The organism is Candidatus Poriferisocius sp. (assembly GCF_965202595.1).
GTDB lineage: Bacteria > Actinomycetota > Acidimicrobiia > Acidimicrobiales > Bin134 > Poriferisocius.
The window spans coordinates 860322-876211 of record NZ_OZ241836.1 but is presented as its reverse complement, the minus strand read 5'-3'; the positions used below and the strand labels follow the sequence as shown (position 1 = coordinate 876211).

The following is a 15890-nucleotide window of genomic DNA, read 5'->3' as shown; positions in this document are numbered from 1 at the left end:
CACCCTCAGGCTTGACCATCATTCGCCCTCAGGCTTGACCACCATTCGCCGGACTGCTTGACCAAACCGGCCGGCGATTCAAGGAGTCAGCAAACGGCCGAGGCGGCGGCTGACAACGATGGCACCGGCCGCGGTGAGTGCCACCAGGTAGGCAATGTGAACCAGCAGGCCCCAGCCGACGTTGCCGGCGATGAAGGCCCGCTCCAGGGCCACACCGTGATAGAGCGGGGTGGCCTGTACCAGGAACTGCACTGCTCGAGGGTAGGTGTCCAGCGGAAAGAAGGTGGCCGAGAACAGGAACTGCACTATGAGCGGCACGGTCACCAGGTCCAGGTCGTTCCAGCTCCGCATGTAGCTGGTGGCGGCCATGCCCAGCGCGGCAAAAGTGAAGCCGATCAGGGTTGCTCCCGGTAGGGCGGCAATCGCCCACAGCGAGTCCACCAGCCCGAATCCGGCCATGACCCCGAGGAACCCGGCACCGTAAAGGCTGGCTCGCAACACCGACCAGCTCATCTCTCCGAGCGCCAGATCGGTCACCCCCACCGGGGTGGCCAGCACCGCGTCGTAGATCCTGGCCCAAGTGAGCTTGTAGTACATGTTCATGGTGCTGTCGTAGAAGGTTCCGTTCATGGCCGAGGTGGCCAGAAGCCCCGGCGCTACGAACGTGCGATAGTCGATGGTTCTGCCCCCGACGGTCACATCACCCACCAGCTCGCCGATGCCGATACCGATGGAGAGCAAGTAGAACACCGGCTCGAAGAACCCGGTCAACAGCACCAACCAGGTACGGCGGTACACGGTTATGTTCCGCTCCACCACCCGGGCGAACCGCCAAGACCCCACCATGGAAATCACTCGTACAACCGCCGGGAGAAGGTCCGGCTGGAAACCAGTGCTCCCACCAGGGTCAGCACCACCAGGTAGGCCGCGTGGCCGCCCATCTCCCACCCCAGGTCATGGCCGGTGGTCAGCGCCCGGCACATCCGCACGCCGTGCCACACCGGGGTGAGCCAGGCGATCTGCTCCAACCCCACCGGAAGCTGCGACACCGGGTAGAAGATGCCCGAGAACAAGAACATGGGCATGATCACGAACCGGGTGAAGGTGCTGAAGTTGTCGGCATTGGTCCGGGTGGCCACGAAGGCGGTGGTGGGGGTGGCGAAGGCCAGGCCGCACAGGGTTGCGCACACCGGGGCCAGCACCGCCAGTGGCGATGAGACCGCGCCGAACGCGGCCATCACCGCCAGGAACACGAAGCTGGCCAGCCCCACCCGGAATCCCATGTAGGCGAAATGGCCCAGCAATATGTCCCGATCCCGCAGCGGGGAGGCAGCCATGGCCAGGTACGTGCGGTACCACTTGAAGCCACCCAGCACCGGGTAGGTGGACTCGTTGACCGCCAGCATCATGGCGTTGCCGGCCAGTAGCCCGGGGGCCAGGAAATCCAGGTAGTTCAGCCCGCCCAGGTCGGGCCCGGAACCCACCTGAGTGTCCACCAGCGAGCCCAACCCCAGCCCCATGGCGGCCAGGAACAGGATCGGGCTCAAAAAGCTGGTGAGAAGCGACCCCTTCCAGTTGCGCCGGTAAGCCACCAACCAGTACTCAAACGCCAATCTGGGACTGGAGACACCGGCGTGCCTCATACCGGAACCACCGGTCGGGATCCAGAAACGCCGGCGTGCCTCATACCGGAACCACCGGTCGGGGGCTGGAAACGCCGGCGTGCTTCATACCGGAACCACCGGTCGGGGGCTGGAAACAGCCGGGGGGTGGGGCATCAGTCAACCAGTGACCGGCCGGTCAGGTGCAAGAACACGTCCTCGAGCGTGCTGCGCCGCACCAGAACACTCTCGGGCTTGACCTCTCCGAGCTGGGCCACCACCCGATCGCCGTGATCGGTGTACAGCAGTACCCGGTCGGGCAGTTCCTCGATCCTCTCGTACAGGCAATCACCCCGGTCACCACCGTCCGGATCACCCAGAGAACCCAACTTCTCGGTCAGCCGCTGGCCACCAACCTCATGGTTGTCTCCGATGCCATCCGGATCACCCAGAGAACTCAACTTCTCGGTCAGCGCCGGCAGCCGGTCGTGGGTCCGCAGCTCCACCACCTCCCGGGTGGAGTAGCGCTCGATGAGCCGGCGGGGCGACCCTTCGGCCACGATCCGGCCCCGATCCATCACCACCAACCGGTCGCAGAGCTGCTCGGCCTCGTCCATGTAGTGGGTGGTCAGCACCTGGGTGACCCCCCGGCGCTTCAGCGTCCACAGCCGCTCCCACACCACATGGCGGGCCTGGGGATCGAGGCCGGTGGTGGGTTCGTCCAGGAGCAGCACCTCGGGCTCGCTGATCAGGGCCCGGGCAATGATCAGGCGGCGTTTCATGCCCCCCGACAGCGGCTCCACGTGGTCGCCCGCTCGCCCGTCGAGCTGCACGAACTCCAAGAGCTCGGATATGCGGGGACGCAGCACCGACCGGGGCAAGTCGAAGTACCGCCCGTACACGTACAGGTTCTCGGCCACCGACAGTTCCTCGTCCAGATTGTCCTGCTGGGGCACCACCCCCAGGCGGGCCCGGATGCGGGTGCCCTCCCGGGCCGGATCCATGCCCATGATGCGCAGGGCGCCCCCGGTTGGGTCGGAAACGCAGCCGATCATCCGCATGGTGGACGACTTGCCCGCGCCGTTGGGGCCCAGGAAGCCGAAAACCTCACCCCGATCAACTTGAAAATCGATGCCATCCACCGCGGTGAACTCACCAAAACGCTTTGTCAACCCCCATGCCGCGATCAAAGACACCCGGCGACAATACGCTCCCTATCGGGCCAACCGGCAGTTCTTGAACCATCGCGGCTTCGCAGGTTACAGGGTACCCGCCGATCTTGTTCTGAGCGGTTGCCCCAATCCGGAGGGCGTGTATGGGCCATGATGGGGGCCATGAGTTACGAGCATCTGCTGGCACCGGGGCGCATCGGTACCCTGGAACTTCGTAATCGGCTGATCATGGCCCCGATGGGGGAGGAGTTGGGGGTCGAGAGCGGCGAGGTGTCCGACGACCAGATCGCCTACCTGGAGGCCAGGGCCAGGGGCGGCATGGCGCTGGTGATGCTGGGGTCAGTGGCGGTGGCCTTCCCGGTGGGCTGCTCCAACAAGCGCCAGACGGCCATATCCGACGACCGCTTCATCCCGTCGTGGGAACGTGCCGCCGACCGGGTCCACACCCACGGCGGCAAGATCGCCATGCAGCTCACCCACGCCGGCAAGATCGCCCTTCAGGACACCATGGCCGGCCGCCCCCTATGGGTTCCGTCGGTGCCGGGACCGGCCACCGTGGATCCGCTGTACGGGATGGTCACCGGCGAGGAGGGGGCCATGATGGCCGAACCGCTCATCGCCCCCGGTGCCAAAGTCCACTACCGGGTGATGGACCACGACGACATCGCCACCGTGGTGAACCAGTTCGCAGCCGCCACCGTGCGGGCCCGGGCGGCGGGGGTGGATGGGGTGGAACTGCACGGCGGCCACGGCTACCTCATCGATGCCTTTCTCTCGCCCACCATCAATACCCGCGACGACGAGTACGGCGGATCGACGCAGAACCGGGCCCGGTTCCTGGTGGAGATCCTGACCGAGATACGCCGGCGGGTGGGTGACGACTACCCGGTGTGGGTACGGCTCAACAGCACCGAGGTGGACATCGACGGCATCGTTCTGAGCGATGCCATTGACAACGCTCGCCGGGCGGCTGCCGCCGGGGCCGATGCCATCCACGTGTCGGCCTACCACGACCCCGGTATTGCTACCGGCCCCACCGACTCCTACGCCCCTCACGTACCCGAGCTGCTGGTGGCCAACGCGGCGGCGGTCAAGGCCGAGGTGGACGTGCCGGTCATCGCGGTGGGGCGCATCAGCCCCGAGGCCGCTGATAGCCACATCGCCGAGGGCTCCTTCGACTTCTTGGCCATGGGCCGCAAGATCCTGGCCGACCCCGACCTGGTCAACAAGCTGGGCGCGGGTAGGCCCGACGACGTGCGCCCGTGCGTTTACCACTACCGCTGCATAGGCAACATCTTTTTGCGCAAGGGCACCCGGTGCGCGGGCAACGGGTTTTTGGGCCGGGAGGACTCCCTCACCGCGGCGGCCGCGCCATCGGCCAAAAAGGTGCTGGTGGTGGGGGGCGGACCCTCGGGTATGGAAACGGCCCGGGTGGCCGCCCTGCGGGGCCACGAGGTGATTTTGGCCGAGGCGTCCGACCGGCTGGGGGGCCGGTGGGCGCTGGCCTCGGCCACCAGCGATGTGAACGCAGAACTCCTGGGATGGTTCGAGCACCAACTCGACCGGCTGGGGGTGGATGTCCGCCTCGACACCCGAATGGATGTGGACCGGGTGAGCGCGCTGTCACCCCATACGGTGGTGGTGGCAGTGGGGGGCCGGTGGGACCGGCCGGTGGTGGAGGGTATCGAAAGCCCCTTGGTGTGGGGGGTTGACGACCTGGCCCCGTGGCTGCTCGACGGGATCCCGCTGAACGCCGACCGGGTGACGGTGCTGGGCGGTGACCTGCCCGGCCTCGGGGTGACCGAGGCCGCCCACCGCCAGGGTGCCGAGGTCACGCTCATCGAATCCGGCCCCGTGCTGGGCCATTCACTGGGGCTGCCCGGCCGCTGGCGGGTGGTGAACGAGTTGAGCCGAGCAGGGGTGAACCTGATCACCGGTGCCGAGGTGGTGGCAATCACCGGCGAAGGGGTGGTGTGGCGCAGCAACGGTACCGAGCAGACCACCCCCACCGATCGGGTGGTGGTGACCTCCGATCCGGTGGCAGACCATTCGCTGGTGGATGAACTGCGGGCCGCCGGTGCCGAGACCCACACGGTGGGCGACTGCGCCCAGCCCGGATTCCTCGAGGGTGCGATGCGCTCGGCGGTTGAACTGGCGGCAAACCTTTAGTGCCCCAGTCCAGTAGCGCCGGAACCCGCACAAACCACAACTCCGGAGACCACCGCAAGGATGGCCAACGCGCTGCTGCTGGGCCATGAACCCGCACAAACCACAACTCCGGAGACCACCGCAAGGAGATTTACATGAGCTTTCGGCTGGCCAACCACGACGGGCAGGCAGTGCTGCTGGAGGGGCAGGACTACTGGAAACTGGGGATCGACCCCATGGGGGCTTTGACCCGTCCCGATGATCTGCACCGCCGCTGGGACAGCCGGGGTGCTCCCGATGGTCGGGTCACCCCGGCAGAGCTGGGACCCCCGGTGCCTGCCCCCCGGCAAGTGTTCGCCTACGGCCTCAACTACCGCGACCACGTGAGGGAGATGGACGAGGTGAACTACCTGGCCCGAACCACCAACGAGGCACCGGTGGTGTTCACCAAGTTCCCTAGCTGCCTGATCGGCCCGACCGCGCCGGTCAAGCTGGTAGGAGACCGCTGCGACTACGAGTGCGAGCTGGTGGTGGTGATCGGCACCGAAACCCGGGACGTGGACCAGAGCCAGGTCTGGGACCGGGTGGCCGGGCTGATGATCGGCCAGGACATCTCCGACCGGGCGCTACAGACCGCTGCCACCCCGCCCCAGTTCTCCCTGGGCAAGTCAAGGGCCACTTTCGGCCCCACCGGCCCGGCTCTGGTGAGCCCCGACCTGGTTGGCAACCCCGACGACCTGGCCATCTGCTGCCGCATCAACGGGGAGTTGCGCCAGGACAGCCGCACCAGCCTGCTCATGCGCCCGGTTCCCGAGATGGTAGCCCACCTGTCGTCGATTTTGACCCTGAACCCCGGCGATCTGATCTTCACCGGAACCCCCGGCGGGGTGGGCCAAGCCCGAGGCATCTACCTGAAACCCGGCGACCGGATCGTCTCCGAAATAGAGGGGCTCGGCTCTCTGGACAACCCCTGCATCTAGATCATGGGCTAGAGGGGCTCGGCTCTCTGGACAACCCCTGCATCTGGATCATGGGCATCTGGATCATGCGGTTCAGGTGGATCTTGCGGTTCAGGGTAACCCCAACATCTCGACTGCCTGAGCGCAGCTTGCCACCGGGCGGCCCACCTCGGCACACAGCGCCACCGCCTCGGCCAGCAGCTCCTGGTTGGTGGGGGAGCGGTTGGGGTCGTAGAACTCCTCGATGCCCACATGGAGGTGGCCGCCCCGCTCCAGAGCCAGGCGGGGCAGCGGGGTGGCCATGAGGTCGCCGCCCCACACCGATACCGACCAGGGGATGGCGGTCCCTTCCAGCATGTCCAGGTAGGCCAGCAGGGCGTGCCTGGTGGGGGAGAGCCCAAAGGTCACGCCTCTGGCCCGGCGGGTCAGCCCCCATTCACCCCCGAAGTAGAGCTTGGCCATGGATCCGGCCGGCAGGCACCCGGCCCGGTGGTACGACAGCACGCACTGGAGGAAGCCGGGCTCGTAGATGGCCAGCGCCGGACCCCAGCCGCTTTCCCGGCACAGATCGAAGCTGGCCCGAATGTCGGCGTAGTCGTTCTTGTAGGTACCTCCCACCGGCAAGCCGTCGGGCCCGGCGGTACCTATGTTGGTGGAGCCGGGATCGACCACCCCCATGCGCAGGGGCACCTCGGCGGCGATCATGGCCATGTGGGCATTGCGGGCCTGGTGATCGGCCCCCGAGGTGAGCGTCGGGTACCACAGGGCATCGGGTCGGACGGCCAGCACCGGGATCATGGCCTCGATGTAGGGACCGGCGGCATCGGCCCCGGTGAGGCCGATGTCGTGATTGTGGGTGTGGATGATGGCCGCACCCCCCTCCAGGCAGGCCAGAGCGTCGGCGGTGATGGCCTGCGGGCTCAGCGGGACGTTGGGATTTATGTCGGGGGTGGTGATGCCGTTGATGGCCACCTCGATGATGACCGGTATCTCGCCGGATGCCACTGCTGCCATGGCCCAACCCTACTGCCGTCACCGGAAAACAGGTGCGCACTTGGGTTTTCAGTAGGGTCGCGTTCCTACACCGCAGAATGCGTGCTAGAAAGTGCGCCCGTGAAGTGGTCAGCGCCAACGGCGCAGTCAAGTAGGCAGTCCGATAAGAGCCCGTGGAAGAGGCTGGTGGGCCTCGGCGTGGCGATGTTGCTGGTCACTGCGGGTGCCGCGGTCGTGCTGCCCGGGGCAGCCGCGCAAAAACCTGGTGAAGGTGATGCCCCGACGGTGCGGATCACCGCCCGCAAACTTGCCGGCGACAAAGGCGACAAGATCGAGGTCGCTCTCCAAACCCGCCAACCCGATGACTCATGGAGCCACCACATCCTGCCCCAAAACCGCTACTTCTCCACCAACGTAACCCCCCTCCGCTGGCTGGTCAGCACCCCAATCACCCTCGAAACCGCAGAAAACGCCCCGACGGTGCGGATCACCGCCCGCAAACTTGCCGGCGACAAAGGCGACAAGATCGAGGTCGCTCTCCAAACCCGCCAACCCGATGACTCATGGAGCCACCACATCCTGCCCCAAAACCGCTACTTCTCCCCCGACATAACCCCCCTCCGCTGGCTGGTCAGCACCCCAATCACCCTCGAAACCGCAGAAAACCCCGCCACCCCGTCCGACGGCGATGGCGAGAGCGATGGCGATGGCGAAAACAATGGCGAGAAAGAACCCGATGGCTGCCTGGCCGGCCACGAGGGCACCGGGGTTGACACCGCAGAGGGTATGTTGCCAGTTGATCCCGACGTGAGGATCGGCAAGCTGGACAACGGGCTTACCTATTACTTGCGGTCCAACGACAGCCCGGGCGGGAGTTTGTCGCTGCGGCTGGCGGTGAACGCCGGGTCGCTCAACGAGCCTGTCGCCGGCAGCGGGGTTGCCCACTACCTCGAGCACATGCTGTTCAACGGCACCGAGAAATTTCCCGGCAACGAGCTCACTGCAACCCTGCAAAGCATCGGTGTCGAGTTCGGCCCCGACATAAACGCCTACACCTCCTATGACGAGACCGTTTATGAACTCGACCTGGTTATTGACAAGGCGCAAGGGTCGGTGGCCACCGCTTTTGATGTGCTGTCCCAGTGGGCTCACGCCGCCACTATTGATCCCGAGGCCGTGGAGGAGGAGCGGGGCATCGTCCGCGATGAGTACCGAAGCAGGGCGGAGACCGGCTCGGGAGCGGTGGAGGCGGAGTTCGACCGCGTGTACACCCAGGACACGCCCTATGCCAACCGCTTACCGGCCGGCACAGCGGCATATATCGAGGCGATCACCGCCCAGGAGCTGCGGGACTTCTACGAGGCCTGGTACGTCCCGTCCAACATGGCAGTGATCGCGGTAGGCGATCTGAGCCTGGACACGCTGGAGGATCTGATCGAGGAGTACTTCTGCGACATCCCGGCCGGTGAGGCTCCGGCGGCCCCGAGCAACCGGTCGCCGCTCAACCCTGAGCCGGTTTTCGCGGTGGCCACCTCGCCCGAGCAGGGCAACTCCTACCTATCGCTGGACATCCGCCTGCCGTCGTGGGATTTCGGAACGGTCGATGGGGACCGCCAGAAGTGGATCGAGGAAATCATCAGCATAATGCTGCGCAACCGGTTGCAGGCCGGCTACGAGCAGGGATTCCTGTCCCAGATCGATCCGACCCACTGGATGTCGTTCTCCCACAACCGGGGTTTGAGGTACTACGGCACCAACCTACGATCCGAGAATTACTCCGCCGCCCTCACTGCTTACTGGTCCTTGCTGCTAAGCCTGAAGGAGCAAGGATTCACCAGCGCCGATTTCGCCCGAGCAGCCGAAACGATCAGGGCCGACCTGAGATCAGCGATCCAGGCGGTGCCCACCACTCAAGACTCTCGATACGCCGATTTGTATACCTCGCACTTTTTGGACGGCAACGACATCGGAAAACCGGCCGACACCGCCGAGCGGGTCAACACCTTGCTCGAACAGATCCGGATCGACGACCTCAACGACCGCTACCGAGAAATCCTGAACGAAAGCGGGCTGATCCTGATCGCAGTGGGCTCCGATCCAGAAAAAATACCCACCGAGAAGGACATGGCTGCCGCCCTGGAAGCGGCTCAACCCGGCAAGCTGCCCACCCTTGTTAACAGCACCGACGAACTCATGGTCAGCCCCGACCCCGTTGCCCCCGAAACCGCCGGCGAGCTGGATGTCTGGTCCGGGGCCTACGAATGGTCCTTCGCCAACGGAGCCAGGGTCATGTTCGCCCCGTCGCCCATCAGCGAGAACCGGATAAACCTGCAAGCGATTTCCTGGGGGGGCTGGTCGACCCTGAAAGCCGGGGACCGCCCCCTGACCCAGATAGCCGTCCGGGCGGTGCGCAATAGCGGTGTCGGTGATCTGAGCCCCGCTCAACTCTCCCGCCATCTCGACAACCGCAACGTTGCGGTCCAACCGTTCATAGGCGAAAGCATCGAGGGCTTGGTCGGGGCTTCCGTCTCCGGCGACATCGAGACCATGTTCCAGCTCATGCACCTGTACATAACCAAGCCCCGGCTGGACCAGCAGGCTTTTGCCGAAGCCGTGAACAACGCCAGGAACAACATCTCTTTGGCTGAGTCCAGCCCCGCCCTGAAGAGCGATCTGGCCTACCTGGAGGCCCGGTACGGCAAAGCAGCCTTCGAATGGCTCAACCCCATCTCAACCCAGGCCACCCTGGACTCGCTCACTCCCGAAGATCTGGTCGATCTCTACCGGCAGCGCCTGGACGATGTAGATGATCTGGTCGTAATCATCGTCGGCGATATAGACCGCGACACCGTGGAAAGGTTGGCCCGCACCTACGTGGGCACCCTGCCCGCCGGTGAACCCGACACCTACGTGAACCGTCGCCCCCCCGAACCCAACGGGATAGTGCGCCGCGAGATCAAACTCGGGCCCGGCAATCAGGCCACTTCAGCGGTCTACCACTACGAGGCCCCCATCATCGAGGCAACCCCACCAATCCAAGTGGCTGCTGACGTACTCGAAGTGCTCCTGAACAATCGCCTGGTCAAAAACGTCCGGGAGAACCTCGGTGACAGCTACACGACGGTAGCGCGAATAACCCTGCAATCGACCCCGACATCCGCGGTCAAATCCCAGGTATCAGTATCGGGAGACCCAAAGAAGATGGCCAACATCGAAGCAGAACTAACCCGTATTTTGACCGACATAACCTCCGGTGGCATCACCCAACAAGAGTTCAACAGTGCCCGCTCGGTGGTAGCCGACGACTACAGATTCATAAACAACTTCGACCTGATCAACCTGCTGCATCGAGCCAGCACCGACCACAGCCAACTGCCCACCCCGTTTCGCCTCATCCGCGAACTTTCGGTGCTTGATATAGCCGACATACAAAAACTGGCAGTGCTGCTCTACGACCCGGAACAACACATCCAGATAGTCACAAAACTTTCTTCTGACGAGCCGGCAGAGGAAGCCCGTAACGGGAGAAACCTCAGGGAGGTTTAGCCGGCATGATTTACTGAAGGGTGTGGTTGCACCGGCAGCAGATGGTCACTGGTTCGAGGATTTCACGGTGGGCGAGCAACTCGAACCCGCCCCATCCATCACCATCGGACCGGGCGAGGCTGCCGTTTACCAGGCAATCTGTGGCGATCCACTGGCCATGAGCCTGAGTCGACCCCTGGCCGAGGCGGTCACCGGCCGGCCCGGCGCTGTGGTCAACCCCGCGCTGGTGCTACTGGTGGCCATCGGCCAGTCCACGGTGGCCACCCGAAAGGTGGTGGCCAACCTTTTCTACCGGGGGGTTCGCCAGCTCCGAACCGTGCGGGTGGGCGAGACCCTCACCACCACGGTGACCGTTCGGGGCCTGCGGGAGGCCTCGACCCGCCCCGACCGGCCGCCCCGGGGCCTGGTGCTGCTCGGCATCCGGACCGTGGACGGCCAGAATCGCCGGGTGCTGGACTTCGAGCGGTGCGCTCTGGTGCACCGCCGATCCGCGGCCCCCACCGGCCACCAGGATGATTTGGGAAACACCGGAGAGGAACTCGACATGGCCCCCTTCGCCGAGGCCGCCCCGACCGGCTGGGACCTGAGCCCGCTCGGACCCCCCCAGCAATGGCCGGTGGGGGAGACCCGCCAGGATCCGTTGCGGGACCCGGTCACCGGTGCCACCGCACTGGTGAGGCTCACCCAGAACCTGGCCCCTCCCCACCGGGATGCCAGCCTGGGTCAAAAGGGCAGCCGGCTGGTGTACGGCGGGCACACGGTGGGCCTGGCCCAGGCGGCTCTGGTACGCCTCCTGCCCACCATGGCCACCGTGGTGGGTTGGCACCTGTGCGATCACACCGGCCCGGTCTTCGAGGATGACGTGGTGGATGTGGCCGCCACGCTCGATACCGTGCACCCGGTGACCAATGGCCGCCTGCTGGCGTTCACCGTAATCGTGCACGCCGAGCGGGACGGCAACCTCCCGGTGCCAGTACTCAACTGGCGACCGGTTGTTCTGGCCCCGTGAGCGAAACCTCAAAGACCCCGCAACCCGACGACCACGAGCTGGCCCAATGGTTGGCTCAGCAAGCCGGGGATCAGCTCCAGGCCCTGCGGGAGGAGATGCAGGACTCCCGTATCGATTACCTCCACCGCGAGCTGGCGGGTGACCAGATCAGCCACCGCTATCTCACCGGGGCGCTGTCCCGGCTTAGACCCGACGACATGGTGCTGTCGGAGGAGGGGCTCGACGACGGTGCCCGGCTGGGGGCCGAAAGGGTGTGGATCATCGATCCCCTGGACGGATCATCGGACTTCGCCAACCAGTGGAGCGATACCTGGGCGGTTCATGTCGGCCTGGCGGTGAACGGCCGGCCGGCCGCCGGGGCAGTAACGGTTCCTGCCTGGGGGCGCACGTTCAGCACGGTGGTGGCCCAGGAGCCACCGACCGGTAATCATCCAGGAGCCGGCACCAGCCGGCCGCGGGGTAGCGACTCGGTTGAGCAGGCGCTTCCCCCCAATCATCCAGGAGCCGGCACCAGCCGGCCGCGGCCGCTGGTGGTGATGTCCCGCTCCCGGGTGCGGTGGGACGGCCGGCGGCTGGCTCGCCACCTGGATGCCGATATCTACGGCGTGGGCTCGGCCGGGGTGAAAGCCATGGCCGTGGTGACCGGCGAGGCCGATGCCTGGGTCCACGCCGGTGGGCTCTACGAATGGGACACCTGCGCCCCGGCCGCGGTGGCCCTGGCCGCCGGCCTGCACGCCTCCCACCTCGACGGTTCCCCCCTGCGCTACAACCGCCACGATCCGGCCCAGTGGGGCATCCTCATCTGCCGCCCCGATCTGGCCGCTGACCTCCAGGCCGCCTTCGCTGCCTAATCTGCTCAGCACTTCAGACACACCAACCCATCCCCCACTTCTACAAGCTGCCTAATCTGCTGCTATGCGAATCGGAATGCTGGGAGCAGCCTGGATCGGGCCAATGGGTCTGATCGAACCGGCCCGGGAAGTGGAAGGGGTGGAAGTAGCCGCAGTGGCGGCCCGCGACCCGAAACGGGCCCGAGTCTATGCCACCGAGCACGACATCCCCCTGGTGTTCGACAGCTATGACACCCTGCTGGCATCCGGGGAGATCGACGCGGTGTACAACCCCCTGCCCAACTCCCACCACGCCCGCTGGACCATCGCCGCGCTGGAAGCGGGCAAACCGGTACTGCTGGAGAAACCATTCACCGCCAACGCCGGCGAGGCCCGCCAGGTGGCCGAGGTGGCCGAGCGCACCGGGCTGGTGGTGATGGAGGCGTTCCACTGGCGCTTCCATCCCCAGGCCGATCGGGCCATGGAGCTGGTGACCACCGGAGCGGTGGGCGAGATCAGCCATGTCGAAGCGACGATGGTTTTCCCGTCCATGCATGGCCCCGACGACATCCGCTATCGCTACGACCTGGCCGGTGGTGCCCTCATGGACACCGGCTCCTACGCCCTCAGCAACCTGCGTGCGTTCGGCGAGCTGGACGTGCTGCGAGCCGAGGCCGAGGAGATGGCCCCCGGCGTGGACGTGCGGACGACCGCGGAGCTGCGCTATCGCGACCGCGGTGCCACCGCCACCATTGTCTCGGCATTCACCGGAACCGAACGCAAGGCCGACCTGGGCGAACCGGGGGCGATCAACCCCGACGAGTTCGATTTCGAGTTCCGGGCCGAGGTGACGGTCACCGGCACCCGGGGGCGGCTGCACATCGACAACCCGCTGGGGCCGATGTGGGGCAGCGGCCTGACCCTGACCGGTGCCGATGGTTACACCGTCCTCCACGAAACCGCCGAGCCGGTGGCCACCTACACCCGCCAGCTCCAGGCCTTTGTGACCTGCGTAGAAGGCGGTGGCCCCAACCTGTACCCGCCGGCTGAGTCAATCAAAACCATGGAGTTGATCGACGCGGTGTATCGGGCCGCAGGCCTGCCGGTCCGGGTGGGGATCTAACCGCGAGTGCTTCAGCCGCGGGCGCTCTGCCGCGGGCGCTCAGTGTTCGGCTAGCGGTAGCGCCCACCAATCGCGGGATCTAGCCGCGGGCTTGGTCGAGTACCCGGCGCGCAGAATCACCAAGCAGCCGGGCAAAACCCCCGGGGCCCAGCGCCCCCAGGCGGTCGCCGTCGAACACTTCCAGGGTTATGGGGGCCCGGCATCCGCCATCGCGGATGATCCGGAGCGCGCCGGGCAAGTCCATCGCCCCCTCACCGGGTACGCAACGCCGGTGGCGGGTGGCCCAGCCCAGGTCGGTGGGAAACTCGGCCGGGGCATCGTTGAGCTGTATGGCCCCGATCAGGTGACCGGGGATCGAGGCAAAGTCCGAAAAGTCGCCGGGACCATGGCGCACATGCCAGAAGTCCACGGTAAGGCCGCAGTTCTCCCGGCCGGTGGCGGCCACCACCTCGGCACTGGTTAGCGGGTCGGGAACGGGGCGGTTCCGGCTGAACTCCATGTACACGCTCACCCCGATGGCGGCCCCCTGGTCGGCCAACCCCACCAGAGCCTCCACCACCTGTTCTTGAGTGACCGATCCCGAACAAACCAAGAGAGTATTGACTCCGCCGGCCCCCAGCGCGGCCGCGGTCTCGAACACCGTTTCCCGGGGAGCCTCCTCGTAGTAAGGCCCACCGGGGTCACCGGGGCCCACCCACACGATGGCGGCATCCATGTCCACCACCGCCAGCCCGGCATCACGGATACGCTCACCGATGGTGGGATCGGGTGGGTACGCCGCCGGCCACAGGGTCAAGCCGGCGAACCCACCGGCCACCCCCGCCTCCACCAGCACCTCAATCGGGGGATTATCAAGCGATCCCGAGCTGAGCACCAGATCCTCAGGCCCCAGCGTCACCCGGAAGGCTCCACCGGTGATCGCGACGGGTCGGCCATGATGGTCGATCAGAAACGTTGGCGAGTCACCGGTGGAGCCTTCCGACCCACCAACGAACAAAACAACGCCACACTCAGACGCTGGCTACCCAAAGGAACCAACCTCAACATCGACCCGGTACGCCTCGCCATCATCGAAGACCTAATCAACACCATGCCCCGCAGAATCCACCGATGGCAACCCGCCCAAACCATCTACACTAAACTCTGTCGCGATCACCAATAGAGCTTTCCCACCTAACACTGGCTGGATGAGACGCTAGTATGCCCCTCGGAGGGATGGCAGAGCGGACGATTGCAACGGCCTTGAAAGCCGTAGGGCCTTCAGGGGTCCCGGGGGTTCGAATCCCCTTCCCTCCGATTGGAGTGGCTCTTGATGTAGGATGAGGGTTGTGGCAGGGAGCACACTGGTAGAGGCACCGGGAGCTGTTCCGACGTTGGAGACGGCACAGCGTATAGCGGAGGTGTTCGTAGCTGAGCACGGTGTGGCCGAGGTGGCGGTGTTCGGGTCTGTGGCACGGGGTGAAGCCACCCCGGACAGCGACATCGACCTGGTCGCGATCTACCCGGATATGGACTACTCCCAACGGTGGAACCTCATCAGCCACCTCAAGGGAGTAGCGAGGGATATTTCTGGTCGAGATGTAGATGTACTGGCCACCGATTGGCCTGAGTGGAAACTCCGCTCAACTGAGGTGACGTTGAGTTTCGAGCACGCCATATCAGACGACAGTCTTGTGCTGGCTCAACAATCTGATCCCTACCGGCACCTCACCAAAGACAAGATAGGTTTACCCATGAACAACGAAGAACAAATCCTGCAGTGGATAGCAAGCTCTAAGCAAGCAGTAAACCAAATTTGGGCCAATATAGAGGTGTCAAGGCCGGAACGGGCTGCGATGTCAAGGTTGGATGGTGATGAACCATCGGATAACCAACGGCTAATGAACGCTCGCAGGCACCGGTTACGAGCACTAGGCGCAGTCACCGCCGAATCTGTAGAGCAGGGTTTGAAGTTGCTTGTGGCTTTGGAAGGTCGGACTCCTCCTAAAACTCACTCAGCAGTAGAGTTGCTCAACATGTTGCCGAACACGATTTCGGATGATCTGGAAGGGTTTTTGACAGATGAAGAGTGGGGCCGGATTGAGGAATGGAGGCAGGCTGGCACCTATTCTGATATTTGGGAGAAGTTGGCATTTTCTGAAGAGGAGGTAGTAGAAGAAATCGAGCGGTATTACAATGTGATTATACTGGTTATGCCTGCGGCTATCGAGGAATTCGAAAAACGTTATGGTAGATCACAGGATGTTGATGAATTCAGAAAAGATTTAACATCCCTGGACAAAGATTTCACTTCTATTGACTTCTTCACAGGTCAAGAAAAAGAAGTGGTTGACCTTATGGGAGATGAGACCTCCAGGAAGCTGAAGTGGTTTCGCCGTCGGAAACGGAAACGAGTCAGCCCAAACCAATCCCGGCTACCCGATACGACTTCAGATTAGGGATACGACTTCAGATTAGGTCAGCCTAGGAGCGATCCACCCCGGCCCATCGGCAGGCTCCACAACTGGCA

The 15890-nt window shown here is 64.7% G+C and carries 13 protein-coding genes and 1 tRNA gene; 9 read left to right on the top strand and 5 right to left on the bottom strand.

Annotation, left to right across the window (positions count from 1 at the left end; all coding sequences use genetic code 11):
* Nucleotides 1-78: 78 nt before the first annotated feature.
* The 3 genes from ACOGXC_RS04370 to ACOGXC_RS04360 all read right to left on the bottom strand — a co-directional run bounded on the left by ACOGXC_RS04370 (nt 79) and on the right by ACOGXC_RS04360 (nt 2797).
* Nucleotides 79-846: an ABC transporter permease gene (locus ACOGXC_RS04370; protein ID WP_419919488.1), complete on the bottom strand. Its 768-nt coding sequence runs from the start codon at nt 844-846 to the stop codon at nt 79-81.
* Nucleotides 847-851: 5 nt separating this feature from the next.
* Nucleotides 852-1643, bottom strand: coding sequence for an ABC transporter permease (locus ACOGXC_RS04365; RefSeq protein WP_419919487.1), 792 nt, complete (start codon nt 1641-1643; stop codon nt 852-854).
* Between the two features lie 134 nt (nt 1644-1777).
* Nucleotides 1778-2797, bottom strand: coding sequence for an ABC transporter ATP-binding protein (locus tag ACOGXC_RS04360; RefSeq protein WP_419919486.1), 1020 nt, complete (start codon nt 2795-2797; stop codon nt 1778-1780).
* Nucleotides 2798-2935: 138 nt separating this feature from the next.
* Here ACOGXC_RS04360 and ACOGXC_RS04355 point away from each other — a divergent pair, with 138 nt between their 5' ends.
* Entirely contained in the window at nt 2936-4942 is a 2007-nt protein-coding gene (locus ACOGXC_RS04355; RefSeq protein WP_419919485.1) for an FAD-dependent oxidoreductase, read from the top strand.
* 134 nt (nt 4943-5076) lie between these two features.
* Nucleotides 5077-5901: a fumarylacetoacetate hydrolase family protein gene (locus ACOGXC_RS04350; protein ID WP_419919484.1), complete on the top strand. Its 825-nt coding sequence runs from the start codon at nt 5077-5079 to the stop codon at nt 5899-5901.
* Nucleotides 5902-5991: 90 nt separating this feature from the next.
* Here the strand turns inward: ACOGXC_RS04350 and ACOGXC_RS04345 are convergent, their stop codons facing one another.
* The gene (locus ACOGXC_RS04345; protein WP_419919483.1) at nt 5992-6894 is read right to left on the bottom strand and encodes a 3-keto-5-aminohexanoate cleavage protein; all 903 of its coding nucleotides are present in this window, start codon (nt 6892-6894) and stop codon (nt 5992-5994) included.
* A 165-nt stretch (nt 6895-7059) separates the two neighbouring features.
* On the opposite strand from ACOGXC_RS04345, the gene ACOGXC_RS04340 reads away from it, so the two are divergent.
* The 4 genes from ACOGXC_RS04340 to ACOGXC_RS04325 all read left to right on the top strand — a co-directional run bounded on the left by ACOGXC_RS04340 (nt 7060) and on the right by ACOGXC_RS04325 (nt 13381).
* Complete coding sequence (locus ACOGXC_RS04340; RefSeq protein WP_419919482.1) at nt 7060-10419, top strand: M16 family metallopeptidase; 3360 nt, start codon at nt 7060-7062, stop codon at nt 10417-10419.
* Between the two features lie 22 nt (nt 10420-10441).
* Nucleotides 10442-11428: an acyl dehydratase gene (locus tag ACOGXC_RS04335; RefSeq protein ID WP_419919481.1), complete on the top strand. Its 987-nt coding sequence runs from the start codon at nt 10442-10444 to the stop codon at nt 11426-11428.
* Nucleotides 11425-12279 (top strand): inositol monophosphatase family protein, encoded by an 855-nt coding sequence (locus tag ACOGXC_RS04330; RefSeq protein WP_419919480.1) that lies wholly within the window; start codon nt 11425-11427, stop codon nt 12277-12279. The genes ACOGXC_RS04335 and ACOGXC_RS04330 overlap by 4 nt, the downstream gene beginning before the upstream one ends.
* Nucleotides 12280-12343: 64 nt before the next feature.
* Complete coding sequence (locus ACOGXC_RS04325; RefSeq protein ID WP_419919479.1) at nt 12344-13381, top strand: Gfo/Idh/MocA family protein; 1038 nt, start codon at nt 12344-12346, stop codon at nt 13379-13381.
* Between the two features lie 79 nt (nt 13382-13460).
* On the opposite strand, the gene ACOGXC_RS04320 is transcribed toward ACOGXC_RS04325, so the two are convergent.
* Nucleotides 13461-14279 (bottom strand): sugar phosphate isomerase/epimerase family protein, encoded by an 819-nt coding sequence (locus tag ACOGXC_RS04320; RefSeq protein WP_419919478.1) that lies wholly within the window; start codon nt 14277-14279, stop codon nt 13461-13463.
* A 36-nt stretch (nt 14280-14315) separates the two neighbouring features.
* On the opposite strand from ACOGXC_RS04320, the gene ACOGXC_RS04315 reads away from it, so the two are divergent.
* The 3 genes from ACOGXC_RS04315 to ACOGXC_RS04305 all read left to right on the top strand — a co-directional run bounded on the left by ACOGXC_RS04315 (nt 14316) and on the right by ACOGXC_RS04305 (nt 15819).
* Nucleotides 14316-14543: a hypothetical protein gene (locus tag ACOGXC_RS04315; RefSeq protein WP_419919477.1), complete on the top strand. Its 228-nt coding sequence runs from the start codon at nt 14316-14318 to the stop codon at nt 14541-14543.
* 47 nt (nt 14544-14590) lie between these two features.
* Nucleotides 14591-14677, top strand: a tRNA-Ser gene (locus ACOGXC_RS04310).
* A 23-nt stretch (nt 14678-14700) separates the two neighbouring features.
* Complete coding sequence (locus ACOGXC_RS04305; RefSeq protein ID WP_419919476.1) at nt 14701-15819, top strand: nucleotidyltransferase family protein; 1119 nt, start codon at nt 14701-14703, stop codon at nt 15817-15819.
* Nucleotides 15820-15890: the final 71 nt, after the last annotated feature.

Coding starts and splice junctions, on each gene's coding strand:
- ACOGXC_RS04370 (WP_419919488.1), bottom strand. CDS start 846: ATGGTGGGGTCTTGGCGGTTCGCCCGGGTGGTGGAGCGGAACATAACC.
- ACOGXC_RS04365 (WP_419919487.1), bottom strand. CDS start 1,643: ATGAGGCACGCCGGTGTCTCCAGTCCCAGATTGGCGTTTGAGTACTGG.
- ACOGXC_RS04355 (WP_419919485.1), top strand. CDS start 2,936: ATGAGTTACGAGCATCTGCTGGCACCGGGGCGCATCGGTACCCTGGAA.
- ACOGXC_RS04350 (WP_419919484.1), top strand. CDS start 5,077: ATGAGCTTTCGGCTGGCCAACCACGACGGGCAGGCAGTGCTGCTGGAG.
- ACOGXC_RS04345 (WP_419919483.1), bottom strand. CDS start 6,894: ATGGCAGCAGTGGCATCCGGCGAGATACCGGTCATCATCGAGGTGGCC.
- ACOGXC_RS04325 (WP_419919479.1), top strand. CDS start 12,344: ATGCGAATCGGAATGCTGGGAGCAGCCTGGATCGGGCCAATGGGTCTG.
- ACOGXC_RS04315 (WP_419919477.1), top strand. CDS start 14,316: ATGATGGTCGATCAGAAACGTTGGCGAGTCACCGGTGGAGCCTTCCGA.
- ACOGXC_RS04305 (WP_419919476.1), top strand. CDS start 14,701: ATGAGGGTTGTGGCAGGGAGCACACTGGTAGAGGCACCGGGAGCTGTT.